At 46.0% G+C, this 15,016-nt stretch carries 10 protein-coding genes; 8 read left to right on the plus strand and 2 right to left on the minus strand.

What is annotated here, in order from left to right; all coding sequences use genetic code 11:
- Positions 1-306: 306 nt before the first annotated feature.
- The 7 genes from HRQ91_RS02545 (at position 307) to HRQ91_RS02575 (ending at position 13,360) form a co-directional block, all read left to right on the plus strand.
- Positions 307-4,929 carry a 2-hydroxyacyl-CoA dehydratase gene (locus HRQ91_RS02545; RefSeq protein ID WP_246473261.1) on the plus strand — a complete coding sequence of 1,541 codons (4,623 nt, stop codon included), beginning with the start codon at positions 307-309 and terminating at the stop codon, positions 4,927-4,929.
- A 93-nt stretch (positions 4,930-5,022) separates the two neighbouring features.
- The gene (locus HRQ91_RS02550) at positions 5,023-6,384 is read left to right on the plus strand and encodes a hypothetical protein (protein ID WP_210120121.1); all 1,362 of its coding nucleotides are present in this window, start codon (positions 5,023-5,025) and stop codon (positions 6,382-6,384) included.
- A complete protein-coding gene (locus HRQ91_RS02555; protein ID WP_210120122.1) occupies positions 6,326-9,508 on the plus strand; it encodes a tetratricopeptide repeat protein in 3,183 nt (1,060 codons plus the stop codon). The genes HRQ91_RS02550 and HRQ91_RS02555 overlap by 59 nt, the downstream gene beginning before the upstream one ends.
- Positions 9,505-11,223: a hypothetical protein gene (locus tag HRQ91_RS02560; RefSeq protein ID WP_210120123.1), complete on the plus strand. Its 1,719-nt coding sequence runs from the start codon at positions 9,505-9,507 to the stop codon at positions 11,221-11,223. The genes HRQ91_RS02555 and HRQ91_RS02560 overlap by 4 nt, the downstream gene beginning before the upstream one ends.
- A 23-nt stretch (positions 11,224-11,246) precedes the next feature.
- Positions 11,247-11,858, plus strand: coding sequence for a MotA/TolQ/ExbB proton channel family protein (locus HRQ91_RS02565; RefSeq protein ID WP_210120124.1), 612 nt, complete (start codon positions 11,247-11,249; stop codon positions 11,856-11,858).
- Positions 11,859-12,266, plus strand: coding sequence for an ExbD/TolR family protein (locus tag HRQ91_RS02570; RefSeq protein WP_210120125.1), 408 nt, complete (start codon positions 11,859-11,861; stop codon positions 12,264-12,266).
- Positions 12,263-13,360 (plus strand): hypothetical protein, encoded by a 1,098-nt coding sequence (locus HRQ91_RS02575; protein WP_210120126.1) that lies wholly within the window; start codon positions 12,263-12,265, stop codon positions 13,358-13,360. The genes HRQ91_RS02570 and HRQ91_RS02575 overlap by 4 nt, the downstream gene beginning before the upstream one ends.
- Positions 13,361-13,392: 32 nt before the next feature.
- Here HRQ91_RS02575 and HRQ91_RS02580 read toward each other — a convergent pair whose 3' ends face one another.
- Complete coding sequence (locus tag HRQ91_RS02580) at positions 13,393-13,698, minus strand: helix-turn-helix domain-containing protein (protein WP_210120127.1); 306 nt, start codon at positions 13,696-13,698, stop codon at positions 13,393-13,395.
- Positions 13,667-14,047, minus strand: coding sequence for a type II toxin-antitoxin system RelE/ParE family toxin (locus HRQ91_RS02585; RefSeq protein ID WP_210120128.1), 381 nt, complete (start codon positions 14,045-14,047; stop codon positions 13,667-13,669). The genes HRQ91_RS02580 and HRQ91_RS02585 overlap by 32 nt, the downstream gene beginning before the upstream one ends.
- Before the next feature lie 217 nt (positions 14,048-14,264).
- Between HRQ91_RS02585 and HRQ91_RS02590 the strand changes: the two genes are divergently transcribed.
- Positions 14,265-14,948 (plus strand): HAD family hydrolase, encoded by a 684-nt coding sequence (locus HRQ91_RS02590; protein WP_210120129.1) that lies wholly within the window; start codon positions 14,265-14,267, stop codon positions 14,946-14,948.
- Positions 14,949-15,016 lie beyond the last annotated feature (68 nt).

Raw genomic sequence — 15,016 nt, forward strand, 5'->3', positions numbered from 1 at the left:
TGATTGCATTTATCTCTCTCGGTAAAACCGCCGCGGGACTTTTTATCTGTAAAACTTGTCGCCTAAGCGGGCGGTTTTAGGTTCCCCTTTAAAATTTTACCACGCTTTGACATGTGTTGGACGATCGTAGAATGAAAGGATACGACAAACATTATTTCCTTGAAAAAAAAACACTTTACAGATATATTTAATATAATACACGTTACCGGTCGGCGCGGTAATATGTATTGTCCGGATAAACGGTAATATCCGGATTATTATTTTGCGGTTTTCTAATTTTCAAGGATATATATGGAGTTTAAACCAATGGGAGAAAAAATTTCCTCCTTTTCTCCCGTAACTCAGCCCGTACGGGTTGGCATAGACGTCGGTTCGACGACGGTAAAGATTGTCGCGCTCGGACCTTCCAATAATATTCTCTACAGCGCGTATGAGCGCCACCGCGCGGATATTCGCAACACGATCATTACGGTGGTTTCCAAGGCTTTTGATGTTGTCGCGGCTGAACTTCCGCTTGGCGAAAATCAGACTATAAGCGCAAAGGTTACAGGATCCGGAGGATTTTCCGTGTCGCAGTGGCTCGACATTCCGTTTATTCAGGAAGTTATCGCCGCCACAACGGCCGTTCGTAAGCTCATACCTCAAACCGATGTTGTCATAGAGCTCGGCGGCGAAGATGCAAAGATAACGTATTTTGACAATGGCGTAGAACAGCGCATGAACGGAACCTGCGCGGGCGGTACAGGCGCGTTTATCGATCAGATGGCCGCGCTGCTTGAAACGGACGCCGCTGGCCTTAACAAATTGGCCAAGGGCGCGTCTACAATTTACCCCATAGCGGCGCGCTGCGGGGTATTTGCCAAAACGGACGTTCAGCCTCTTATCAATGAAGGCGCGCGCCGCGAAGATATTGCCGCTTCTATCTACCAAGCGGTTGTAAATCAGACGATTTCGGGCCTTGCCTGCGGAAAACCTATCCGCGGAAAAGTGGCTTTTTTAGGCGGACCGCTCCATTTTATGGATCAGCTTAGGGAACGTTTTATCGCCACGTTAAAACTTGACGCCGATTCTACGATAGTTCCTGAAAATTCTCAGCTTTTTGTCGCTACGGGAGCCGCTTTTTCAGCGGACATGCTGCCGAAGGCCGTTTCCGGCGAAAAAAACAAGGTTTTCCCTACCATAAAATCTTTCCGCGAAGATCTGAAAAAATTAGTCGGCGCGGAACTCAACGAAGTTCAAAGACTTGAACCCCTGTTTTCAAATGAAGAAGAACTTGAAGAGTTTAAACAGCGACATTCTAAAGAAAAGGCTGTGCGTTCGGATCTTGAAAAGGCACAAGGGCCTGTGTTTTTAGGACTCGATGCCGGTTCCACGACGACAAAGGCCGTTTTGCTCGATAAAGACGGTCGTCTGCTTTGGGATTTTTACGATGTCAATGCCGGTAATCCCGTGGATCTGGCCGTGCGTGTTTTAAAAGATCTGTATAAAAAGCTTCCTGAAAACGTTTATATAGCCCGCGCAGTTTCTACGGGATACGGAGAGGCTCTTTTTCAGGCGGCTCTCAACGTAGATTCGGGGGAAGTTGAAACTATCGCTCATTACCGCGCGGCGGAATTCTTCGTTCCCGGCGTGGAATTTCTTTTGGACATAGGCGGACAGGATATGAAGTGCCTGCGCATGAAAGACGGCGCGATCGTTTCCATCCAGCTGAACGAAGCGTGTTCCGCCGGTTGCGGAAGCTTTCTTGACAATTTTGCGCACACTATGGGAATGGATGTTGAGCAGTTCAGCCAGCTTGCCTTGCTTGCAAAACATCCGGTGGATTTAGGCAGCCGCTGTACAGTCTTTATGAACAGCCGCGTAAAACAGGCTCAAAAAGAAGGCGCTTCCGTCGCGGATATTTCAGCTGGCCTTTCTTATTCCGTTATAAAAAATGCGCTTTTTAAGGTAATAAAATTGCGCAGAGCAAGTGAAATCGGCACGAAAGTCGTTGTTCAGGGCGGTACCTTTAAGAATATGGCCGTCCTGCGCGCTTTTGAAAAAATTTCAGGCGTTAAAGTGTTCCGCCCCGACGTTTCAGGGCTTATGGGCGCTTACGGAGCCGCGCTCATAGCGATCGACCAATGGCGCGATATGACGGCGCCCAAACCCGGCGAGCCTGAAGGGACGACTCATGAGGTAAGATCCAAAATATCAACCCTCGAGCAGCTTGATTCTTTCCGAGTGGATTTAAAACTTACAAGATGCGGAAAATGCCAGAATAATTGTCTTTTGACGATAAATACTTTTTCGACTGTAAAAGTTTCGGATAAAGAAAATTCTTTCGGAGAAAATGCGGTTCAGGTACGCCACTTTGTAACCGGCAACAGGTGTGAGCGCGGAGCTGAAATAGGCGGAAACGTAGTGGACGCAAGCAATAAAAACACTTCGAAGGCCGAGAGTTCTGAAAATTCCAAGCTGCCGAATCTTTTTGATTGGAAATATAAGCGTTTGTTCGGTTACGTTCCCCTTAAAATTGAAGACGCTCCGATGGGCGAAGTCGGAATTCCGCGCGTTCTTAATATGTATGAAAATTATCCCTTGTGGTTTACATTTTTTACGGAGCTGGGATTCCGCGTTCAGCTGTCTCCGCGGTCTTCGCGCACGATTTATGAAAAAGGACTTGAGTCCATTCCGTCGGAATCAGTATGTTATCCGGGTAAAATATCGCACGGACATGTAGAAGCGCTTTTAAGCCGGGGAATAAAATTCATCTTTTATCCTTGCGCTCCGTATGAAAGACAGGAAGACTCGGGATCGGGCAATCACTATAACTGTCCTATTGTGACAAGTTATCCTGAAGTTCTGCGTAACAACATAGACGCTCTGCGCCAGGACAAGGATGTATTATATATGAATCCTTTTCTGCCTATATACAATAAAAAACGGCTTGCCGAGCGTCTGTACGAAGAATTTAAAATCCATTTTCCGGCGCTAACGCAGGAAAAAATAAACAAGGCCGTAGACGCCGCATGGGCCGAGCAGGAAAAATTCCGCGCGGATGTACAAGCGGCGGGCGAAACCGCCGTAGAAGACATCATAAGAAGCGGCGCAAACGGCATTGTGCTTGCCGGAAGACCTTATCACCTTGACCCTGAAATAAATCACGGAATTCCTGAAATGATCAGCGGACTTGGAATTGCGGTCTTTACGGAAGACAGTTTGGCGCACCTCGGCGCGATTGAAAGACCTTTACGCATAGTCGACCAGTGGACTTATCATAACCGCTTATACAGATGCGCAGCCTTTGTTTCGCAGATGCCGAACCTCGAACTGGTACAGCTTACAAGCTTCGGTTGCGGGCTTGACGCCGTTACCGCCGATCAAGTGGACGAGATAATGCATTCCAAAGGACATATGTATACGCTCATAAAGATCGACGAAGGCTCGAACCTCGGCGCCGTTCGAATACGGATACGCAGTCTTATTGCGGCGGTAAAGGCACGCGAGAGAAATAACAAAAAACCCGTAATAAAGGCCGCCTCGTATCAGCGCAAGATCTTTACAAAAGAGATGAAGTATACGCATACTATTTTGTGTCCCCAGCTTTCTCCCATTCATATGCGCCTTATTCAAAAAGCGTTCCGTTATTGCGGTTATAATTTTGTTCTTCTCGACGCCGTAGATCCTAAAGCGGTTGAAGCGGGACTTAAATTTGTAAATAACGACGCATGCTATCCTTCAATCCTTGTGGCGGGACAGATGATCGCCGCTCTGGAGTCCGGAAAATACGATCTTGATCACACAAGCCTCATAATAACGCAAACCGGCGGCGGCTGCCGTGCCACTAATTACATAGGTTTTATCCGACGCGCGCTCAACGATGCGGGATGGTCGGATATACCTGTTCTGTCTTTGAGCGCTCAAGGATTTGAAAAAAATCCGGGCTTTAAAGTTACATTGCCGCTGCTGCACCGCGCCCTAATGGCTCTTATGATCGGCGACGTTCTTATGCGCGTCTTATACCGCACACGACCTTATGAAGCCGAACCGGGTTCCGCCAACAAGTTGTACGAAAAATGGAACGCTATCGCCGAAAAGTCCATAAAATCGCTTTCTTTGTCGAAATATCATCGCTTATTGAAAAAGATTATAAAGGAATTTGACGAGCTTGAGCTTTTGCCCGTCAAAAAACCGCGAGTAGGAGTTGTAGGGGAGATCCTTGTAAAATTCCATCCTACGGCGAATAATGAAATCGTTGATACGATTGAAGCCGAAGGAGCCGAGTGCGTTATGCCTGATCTGGCGGACTTTTTGTTTTATTCTTTCAGCAACGGTATTTTCCGTCATGAAAAATTGGCGTTTGCCAAAAAGACAAAATTTTACGCAAAATTGTCCGTATGGCTTTTGGAGCTTTACAGGACGGATTTGAAGCGTTATCTTGCAAAGAGCCGAAGATTCGAACCGCCGTCTTCTATATACGATCTCATGAAGGGCGTAGACGATATAGTTCAGCTCGGTAATATAACGGGAGAAGGGTGGTTCCTTACGGCCGAAATGGTGGAATTGATACATTCCGGAGTGCCGAGCATAGCGTGCGTGCAGCCGTTTGCGTGTTTGCCGAATCACGTTACAGGCAAGGGCATGATAAAGGAACTTAGAAGGCGTTTCCCGAAATCCAATATAAGCGCTATCGATTACGATCCGGGTTCAAGCGAAGTAAATCAGTTAAACCGCCTTAAGCTTTTACTGTCCAACGCTCCGATAGGCTCTCATCCTGATGAAAATGAAGAGGGGCTTGTGTATACTAAAAAGGGTTGGGTAAAGCCCGAAGTCCGCTATGCGGAAGGCAGTATGGGACTCATCGATACCGATCCTGTAGACACATCTATGGTTCCGATGACGGCAGAGATAAACGTTCCCGTAGTTGTCGGAGAAGATCGGAATTAGATGTAAAACCCGGTTAAGAGCGGCGGTCAAGAGAGTCCGCTGTTTTGCGCACTTTTGCGCAGACTCGAACCCTCGCCGATTATGGGAGTTTGTATGAAACGTCTTGCCGTATTATTTTTTATCGTTTTTTCTCTGTCCCCTGTTTTTGCAGATTACAATCGTTTTAACGTTCCGGATTCGGCGGAGGTCCGCAGAGAACTTACGGATACTTGGTTTACAGAATCCGTAGAGCTCTTATACGGCCGAAGACCTGAAATAAGGACGAATTATGAAGGCAGGCGTTTTCAGATCCGTGCCGAAGAAAACGATACGGATGTTTTTATCTATGTTTCCCCCGAAACGAAGATTCCCGTAGACGTTTATTCAAGAAGCGGCGTCGAGACCGTAATAAAAACCGAATATCCCGGAGACATAAGCGGAAGCTGGGTTCTTGTCAGAAACAAGATTACAGGAAACCCCGTGAGTATACGGTATTATTTTTCCGCAGACAGCGATGTTTTCGTTCAGATTTCGCCTTTGGGCAGAGTTTCCCTTGTCGATATGGTGATCTTTAACAACTATGCTTCCAGGGGCGTTCAGCTTGCGCTTCCTTTCAGCAGTTTTTACACCGCCTCGTTCGAGCAGCTTTATGAGTGGACCAGATCCGTTATTCCGTGGAATTACGTAATCGTTTCCCCTGAAATGTATCACAGCAGCCTTCAGATGATACAGGTTATTCGTGAAAATCTTCCTTCGATCGTATTTGCCGATGACGCCATGTATGACGAATCGGGAAGGCCTGTTTCCGTCCTTACGGGAAAAGAAAGGAAAAAAACGAAAAAAGACAGCGGAAAACTGTCACTTTCCAACGCCGGATTTGTTAAATGGGTAGTGGACGGTTTGATATATCCGTTGACGGGGAGTTACACATACAGAGAACCTTTGCTTGTGCCTACGGTAACTTTTAAATCGGTAGGTCTGCAAGGGATAATAGACGATAAATATGACTTGTCCTTCGCTTTAAATTGGACGAGGAATCTTGCGGCGGCTTCCTTATCGGTATACACGAATAAAAAATACCTGTATAAGGATTCCGGCGTGGATGTAACGATAGAACCGTTCAGCGCGGAATTGATAAACGGTACGATAGTCAATACCGCAGGATATATAAAGGATACCGGTTATGCCGTATCAAAACTTAAAGCGATACTGTATGTGCTGTCTGCGACCGAGCCTTCTTTTTGTTATTTGGCGGCAATCAGAAGCACGGCGCAAACCGTTCCGGAAGTTAGGCCGTTCAATAATTGTGCGGTGATATTTCCTTTTTTCGATTCCGGAGGACATTTTGACTGTACGGTTTTTGAAAATGCTAAAGAGTTGTCCTTACCGTATTTTATGCAGCGATATAAAAACGATTTTGTACATCTTGTCAGGGTCGGAACGGAGGATAGATTTTTCCCGCAAACTGAAGAGTAGGTTATCAAGCGGCCTTGCAGGAATTGTTTTTGCGGCTCTAGCGTTCTCGGGGGCGACGGTTCCCTTAGCGGCCGAAGCTGAGTACGGCGCGGGAAATTTTGAGTCTTCTGCAGCCGAAAAGTTATCACCCGAAGCGGTTCCTCCCGAGATTTTTTTATTCGGAGAAATACAGGCGGCTTATAACAGCGGTTTTTATCCGGGAACGGTTTCCCGCTCGGAAATATTTTTAAGAAATTATCCTTTTTCTACGTTTTTACCGCAGGTTTTAGTTTTTAAAGGCGAAAGTTTATTCCGTTTGTCCCGTTTTAGCGAAGCTAAAAGTGTCCTTGAAAAGGCTTTATCGTCTGCAAAGGACGACAAAAAACTTTTAATCGCTTCTTCATACTGGCTTGCCCGCACATGCCTGTCGCTGAAAGACCTTCCCTCCGCACGAAATTTATTTTACAAAGCGGCTTCTGGTTCAAAAGAAAATGAAAAATCAAAATTTTTTTACGCTTCTTCGCTGTTTTACGCGGGAAAAACTTGCGTTTTTCAGCAGGATTATTTTTCCGCCGCACCTCTTTTTGAATACGTCATTGCAAACGGGCCGTTTTATTCCCCCGAAGAATATGAAGAAGCCGCCGTCCTTCTTGTTGACTCATACGTGCGTACAAGGCAGTTTGAAAAGGTTTTAAAAATTTATCCGTCTTTTGCCGCGATTTCACCGCCCGTAAACGAACGGATTACGCTGTACGCCGGAGACTGCCAAGCGGCTCTTGGAAATTATAGAGAAGCTTACGATCTTTATGAAAAAGTTCTTGCCGGAAGCGAACGCGCTTTAGTTGTTTCGGCTCTGCAAAAAGCGTATGCGCTGTCTTCTTCGCATCCCGCAGAAATAAAAAAGGATCCGGGAGAAATACTTTCGTCCGTCGGCAAAAAGTTTTCCGATTCTTCTGATATTATCGATGAATTTTGGCTGAGGCTTGCCGTCGATTCATTCGAATCGAAAAATTATCCTAAGGCGAAAACATGTCTTTCTTCGATAAGTGAAAACGCCGCGGAACCCGTGCGGCACATAAGAGCCGTTTACAATGCGGAGTTGATCTTGAAGGAGGGCGGATCGGAAATCCCGGCAGCGGCCGAAGCGGACAAAAAATCCGGCGGGGCGAACGCAAATTCAAGATCGGTTAAAAATTCCGGCGGCGAAAGTCTCAGCGCCAGAGCGTTAGCCGCAGAAACTTATCTTTTACCGGTTCTGAAAGAATATGAAAACGATTTAGCAGGGCTTGAAAGCGGATTATATGAAGACGTTTTAAAACGCCTTGCCCGATATTCGGCTTTGCGTCAAGACTGGGACGCTTGTTTTAAATATCTTTCCCGCATAAAAAAACCTGACGCCGATTCGCTTTATTGGAAGGCCCTTGCCGAATATAAGACCGGAAGTACGGCGGCTGCGGTTTCTTCACTTGAAACGGAAATCGAAGGAAGCGCCGCATGGAAACACAGCGGTGAAAGCAGGCTTTTATACGCTCTTGTTTTATCGGCTTTAGGCAGCGGTTCCGACGGAAAAAGCGGCAGCGCTGACGGGAAAAACGGAGATCCTCTTGAAAAAGCCTTGGCTGTATTTTCGGATCTGGAAAGGGATTCTTTATTGTCCGATCGAATGCGTTTAAATTACGTAAATATTTTGATACGCACGGGAAAAAATAAAGAAGCTGCCGCAGCGGCAAGGTTGTCGCCTCTTTCCGAAGCGCCGTATTATGCCGCTCTCGCCGATTTTAATCTCGGCGACTGGAATTCCGCTATAAAAGAATTTTCAAAATATCTGTCCGATAAAAATGCGGAGCCTAAATACAAAGCTTTTGCGCAATTTTATATCGGTTATGCGCAATACCGAAATTCCGATTTTGCCGCGTCTTATAAGACCCTCGTCGCCTTCGCCGGTCAATATCCTTCGCACGAGTTGACATGGAACGCCTATATGACATCTGCCGCAGCCGCCGTTCAGTCGGGAAACCTCAAAGGCGCGGAAAGCTCGGCCGAAGATGCTCTTAAAATTTCAATATCGCCGAGTAAAAGGCGTAAAGCTTCTCTTTTATGTGCGGGAATCTATTCTGACACTGGACAATTTGAAAAAGCGGCCTCGCTTTTAAAACCTTATTCAGTGCAAAGAGATGAATTTGCCGTGCAGTGCAGGTATGAACTTGCGCAGATCTATGAAAAAGACAAAAAAATCAAAGAAGCGGACTTACTGTATGCCTCTATAACCGAAGATTTTCCACGTAGTACGCTTACGGAAGACGCCTTGTATCGCCGCGGAGAGCTTTATTACGCCGCAAAAGATTATAATGCCGCCGTCAAACGTTTTGAAGAGTATATAAGAAAATTCCCGTCGGGGAGATTCTACGATGCCGCGATGTATTTTTGTGCGGAAAGTCTTGCCGCGCTGGGGTTCACCGATAAGGCTGTTCTTCAATACGAACTTTTTTTGAGCGCCATGCCCGAAAGCGCATACCGCTATGCCGCCGTAAAAAATTTGTGTTCGCTTTACAGGCATGCGGGAGATTACCGATCTGCTTTGGCTGAAGCGAACAGGCTCTTATCCGAATACGGCCGGCAGGCGAAAGACGACAAGATCGACGATCAAATCAAAGAACTTGAACGGCTGGTTGCCGGAAGCGATATAAAAATCGTACAAAAAATATCCGAATATGAAAATTCGGGCGGACTTAACACGCCTGCCGGCCGCAAAGCCGGTACGGAACTTGCCGCATTGTATTCAAAATCGCCCGATATGCAGGAAAAGGCGATCTCTCTTTCCGCACAGCTGCTCGCCGTACAGAAAAAGAACCTTGATTCGGAAAGTCTGTTCGCCGCTAAAAACGCAGTTTTGCTCGCTTCGTATCGCCGCCGTCAAGAAAAAAATGCCGAAAGCGCAAAGCTGTATCTTGACGCGGCGTCTTATTACCGCATGAGCGCCGACGAAGATTCCGCGGCGGCCGCTTTGTACGGAGCCGTAGAGGCCTTTGACGCTTCGTCGCAGTACGGCAACGCGAAAGAGACGGCGGCTCTGCTTGAAAAGCTTTATCCCGAAAGCGCGCAAAATATGGGAGCGAAGCGTATTGTGGAGAAATACCGAATGTGAAAAAACGATGGAAAAGACGAGGTTTTGATTTTATGAATATCAGTGTGAACGAGATAAAAAACGGCTGCTTGGGCTGTCCGGTTAAATTTTTTATATTTGCGTCTTTGCTTTTTTTATGCATTTCAGTGTCGCATACGGAAGAAATAATCTTGCCCGACATGGAAACGGTTGTTTCCGGTAACGAAGTTCTTACGGTAAAAGACGCTCTGCCCGATTTTTCCGACGTAATTGTAGATGAAAACACCGCGGCCGGAAACTTTGTAAAGCTGCCCGATCATACCTGGAGTGAAGGTTCTCTTACGGAAACCGCCGACGAAAAAACAAAAGAAAAGGATATCTTTGCAGAAGGGCTTGTGGGCGGCGGTTATCCTGAGTTTTTTACAGGAGATTTTTCGGTTTATCGGTCTTCGGGCGAAAATCCGTTTTTGCTGGGCTTTTTTCATGAAAGCTCCGCAGGATATTCCCGAAAAGACGCCTCCGACGGTTTTTTTGACGACACGACTAAGATTTACGGCGATAAAACTTTTACGCTTCCTTCTTCCGTTTGGAAATTCTCAGGCTCGTATGAAAAAAACGGTAACGGCATGCAAAATGTTTCTCCCGTATTTTACGACGTTTCAAAACGGAATTTGGGCGGAAGGGTAGAAGCGGGTTTTCATCCTTCGGATATTTTTGAGCTGACTTTTTCCGCCGGAGCTTCGTGGTACGGCCGTTATGCAGGAAAAAAGAATTCGTCCTCCGTTTCGGCTCCTGAAGAAGGCGCTTCGATATTCCTTTTGGATCCCTTTGTCCGCGCATCTTGGGAAATAGGACAGGTTAAATTGAAAGTTTTAGCGGATTATAAACAGCAGAATAATATTGCGGGTGATGAAAACATAACGTCCTCGGAATTTGACGCGCAGGCCGCTCACAGAGGCCGCCTTGGAGCGGATATAAGCTGGTCGAACGGCATTTTTACCGTTTTTGAAGAAGTTTCCGCCGTCGCGGGAACTGCGATCGGAAGCGACCGCAAAATTATCGTTCCTTTTACGCTCGGCTTTGAGATAAAAGCGGAACCGTCGTTTATGAGCGGCCCGTTCGTGTTTTCAGCTCAAGGAGGAATATCTTCAGTGCAGGAAACGTATTCCATGCTTGAAAAGAAGTACGGCTTTGCCGTTCTAAATTTTATTCCTCCTGAAACAACGGACTGGTATGTTTATGTTCGGACGGCTTTTCCTGTAAACGCAAATCTTACTTTTAACGGTTCCGCCGAATACCGTAAAACCGCATTCGGCAACGGCGTTTGGCAGCCGGATTACGAGAGAGCTTTGCCGTCCGGAATGTACGGATTTTCCGAAACCGAGCGCGAGCTTTTGAAAACAAAGGCGGATATTTCGTTTTATGCGGGAATATTTACGTTTTCGGCTTTGTGGACTGCAGAGTGGAAAGACATTCCGGTGCTTGAAAGCAGGCATTTGGCGGAATTCGCCGCGTCCGTGCAAAGCTCCGACGCCCGCACGGGAGCCGACCTTTCTCTGGGATTTGAAGCGGGCGAGGGCGCCGATAAAACTCCTGTAATTGATTTTGCAAGCTTTGTTCGTTTTACTTCTGCAGTCCGCATTGCGGTGCAAGTGGATGATATTGTAAAATTGGCTGCCGGCAGGCTGAGAACCTACGCCGGTAAATACGGTGCAAGGAGCGGCAGCGCCGCCCTTTTGGTAAAATTCTTTTTCTAAAATATATTCAGCGAGGTGATGTGATGTTCGATTTATTGCGATCAGGCGGGCTGTTGATGATTCCCATTTTTTTATGTGCAGTCGCCGGAACCTTTATCATAATAGAACGCAGTTATTATTTTTTTTCGATTAAAAAGCGCGACGGCGAATTGAATTTGCTGCTTGATAAGAGTCTTATGCAAAACGATTTTCAAACCGCTCAAGCGGATTGTGTCGCCGCCGGAACTCCCGCCGCGCAAGTTATAAAAAAGGCTCTTGAATGCCGCCGTTGGGCTGAAGACGATTTAAAAGAAGCCGTTTCTGCCGAAATGAACGCCGTGATACCGCAGTTTGAGCATTTGCTCACGCCGCTGGGAACCATAGCGAATATTTCCACCTTACTGGGGCTTCTCGGAACCGTCACAGGCAACATTAAGGCCTTCGGCGTTTTGAGCGCGGGCGGTTCTATGGGAGATCCCGCTTCGCTTGCAGGCGCGATCGGAGAAGCGCTCCTTACAACTGCGGCCGGACTTTCCGTTTCAATTCCGGCTCTTATATTTCACAATTATTTTGTGTCGCGGGTAAATCGCCGTATTGCGGAAATGGAATCTGCTGTAACGTCGGTTTTATTGCGTTTGTCGGGAAGGATTCACTAAATGCGCGTAAAACGAAGAAACGGTTTAAAAGCCAGCGTCGACCTTGTTCCCATGATAGACGTGGTTTTTCAGCTTATACTTTTTTTTCTTGTCTCGACGACTTTTGCAGTGCTGCCGGGTATAAGCGTAGCCCTGCCTGAAAGTTCTACGGCAAAATCGGTCGCCTCCGCAGGAATAACGATCACTGCGGAAAAAAACGGCGATATGTATTTTAACGAACTTAAAGTCTCTTACCGGGCTTTGGATGAAAACCTCGCCGCTTTTGACACCGGAGAGAAGCTTAGGGAAGAATATCCTGTCACCCTTGAAGCCGACAGTGAAGTTACCAACGGGACTATCGTGCGTATTTTTGACGTATTAAGAAAAAACGGATTTTCCGCGGTAAATCTCAGGACGACTAAAAAATGAATTTTGTGAGAAGGCTTGCCGATCATATTTTTATTATCCATAAAGACGACGACGTTAATACGAAAGGCAGAAAGCTGGCTTTTTCGGCGACGGCCTGTATTTGGATTGTCTTATGCGTATTATCGGTGTCGGTGCATTTTAAACCTTCCGTTCCCGAATATAAAGAAATTCGTATAACGCTTACCGAACCGCAAAATTTAAAAACTCTTGCAAAGCTTGCGACGCCCTCAGCAGAGCCGCGTTCATACTCCGCTCAAACTTCGCAGCCCGCGCAAAAAGAGTCGACGCGTGAAACTTCGCCGGAGGTTTCTCCTGTGCAGACTTCGCCCGCTTCAAAAACGCCTTCGCCTTCAAGCCAGCCTGCCCGACAAGCTCCAAAATATACGCTTTCAAAGCCCACGTATGCTAAAAGCAATGAAGAGCTTTTGGCCGAACAGCTTTCTTCTCGAAAAAAGACCGAATCGAGCGAATGGAACGACAGCGTTTTTAACGACGGCGCAAATACCGTAGTTTCCGGCTCGGCGGGCACTGTCCGGCAAAAGCGGATTGCAGATTCCGACGCTGTGCGCGGGAGCTCGGGAAGCGCTGCAAGTTCCGCTTCCGAGCCGGCATCCGGCGTGTCGTCATCGTCAGATTCGCGGTTTTCTCAGGAAAATTTGAACGTTTCCGGCAGCGTAAAAGAGTCTCTAAGCGGTATCGGAGCGATACGCCCGCGTTCTTTTTCTTCTTCAGGGAATTCCGTTACGTCTACCGCTTTGCTCGGCGCCGCTTCTTATTCTTCTTCGGACGGCGGGGCGTCGGGAATTTCCATAGCGATGACGGACGGAAGCGTGCGCCGGCTTTTGGAGCCTAAGGAACCTGTGATTCGTATTTCAAACAAGAATGCCGAATCTATTGAAACGTCGGTAGAACTGAAAATCAAGTTTAGAATCTTGCCTAACGGGAACGTTCTGCTCTCCGGAATAACTATGCCGTCTTCGTCTTTGTCGCCTGCAGTTCAAACTGAAATAAAGGAACAGATCGTAAAATGGCGTTTTGCGCAATCTTCATCCGAAAGTACGGCAGTATTCGATCTTACGATCGTAAAAAAATAGCTTTATCGGTTTTGAAAACCGCGCTAAGTTTCCTACACTTTTAGCAAAACTTTTTCCATGCTCTTTGAATCCGACATTTTAGGATAAGTAATTATTTCAAGCCCCATCCCCAAACTATCCAGATAATCTATCAATGTTGAAATTTTTATATCTTTTCTCTTTTCGATTTTTGAAACTGATGACTGAGTAAAATTTGTCATTTCCGACTGTTTTACGTTTCTTTCTTCACGAAGTTCGGCTAATCTTATGGCCATAATATCCCGCTCCGCCTTTATCTGCGCGCGTTTTACGGATTCAGGCGACATTTTACATTTCATCATTTTTATTGCGTCTTTCATTTTCTATTCTCCGTTCATGTTCCTCAAGAATTGTAATTGCTTTTGTAACCAGATCTTTATAAAACTTTTTCTGATCTTTACTTTTTTTGTCACCGCCGATCAGCAAAAACGTATTTCTTTTTGAATCAAAGTAATACGCTATCCTAAGTAAATGCTTTTGTGTTTGATTCCTAAGCTCCTTTAAATTCTTATATTTTTTTACTCCATGCAGGACATCAGCATACGGCCGTGGCAAATTCGGTCCAAACCGGTGAAGAAGTAAAACCCGTTCCAATACGGCTTCTTTACATTCTTCATCCAAGGTCTCAAACCAAGCATCATATTCATCTGATGAGGCTACATTCCACATATCTATAATATATGAACTAAAGTGAATATTTGTCAATAAAAAAGCGACCTTGCCGCGGCGATAAATTTTCCGCCGAGAATATGGCCGTTTTTTATGTTACCAAGCAATTTCCCTTCTCCGCCTTTATCTCTGCATGTTTTACGGATTCAGGCGGTATTCCTATCTTTAATATTTTTACAACTCGACATATCCGTGTAAGATATTATATAATAAAAGAATGAAAGATTTTGAGGTAATAGCTTTTGATATAGACGGTACTCTGTATCCTTCCTGGCGGCTTAACTTAAAAATATTTCCATATATCCTTTCTCATCTGCGTTTTTTTTTACAGTACGGTAAGGTAAGAAAAATTCTTCACAGGACGGCTCCGCTGGCGGATTTTTTTGAATATCAGGCAAGGCTTTTGGCAATAGAGATGAAGTGTACCGCTGCGGAAGCAAAAGAAAAGATCGACACTATTGTGTACAAGGGGCTTAGACCTTTTTTTGATTCTTTAACCCCTTACAAAAATGTTGAAGAGACTTTCCGTAAATTAAAAGAAGCGGGTTACAGGCTTGCGATTTTGTCCGATTTTCCGCCCGAACAAAAGGGAGCTATCTGGGGAGTTATACCGTATTGCGAAACTGTTTTAGGAACGGAAACTATCGGCGCTCTTAAACCGTCCAAATATCCGTTCGGAATTTTATCGATGGTGCTTAAGGTCCCTCCCGAAAAAATACTTTACGTTGGAAACAGTATTCGTTTCGATGTGAACGGCGCAAAAAACGCCGGGATGAAGACCGCTTATCTTGAACCGTGGTATCGGAGGCTGTTTCATATAAAATGTCCTAGCGCCGATATTTGTTTTGCCGATTACAGGAAGTTTCAGGACATCATATTGGAAGGAACGCCGGGAAATTGAAATCCCCGGATTCATAAATACTTTGGACTTCGTTATGTCTTGAATGCAGGGCGAAGTTCCGTTGTTGT

The organism is Treponema parvum (genome assembly GCF_017893965.1).
GTDB lineage: Bacteria > Spirochaetota > Spirochaetia > Treponematales > Treponemataceae > Treponema_D > Treponema_D parvum.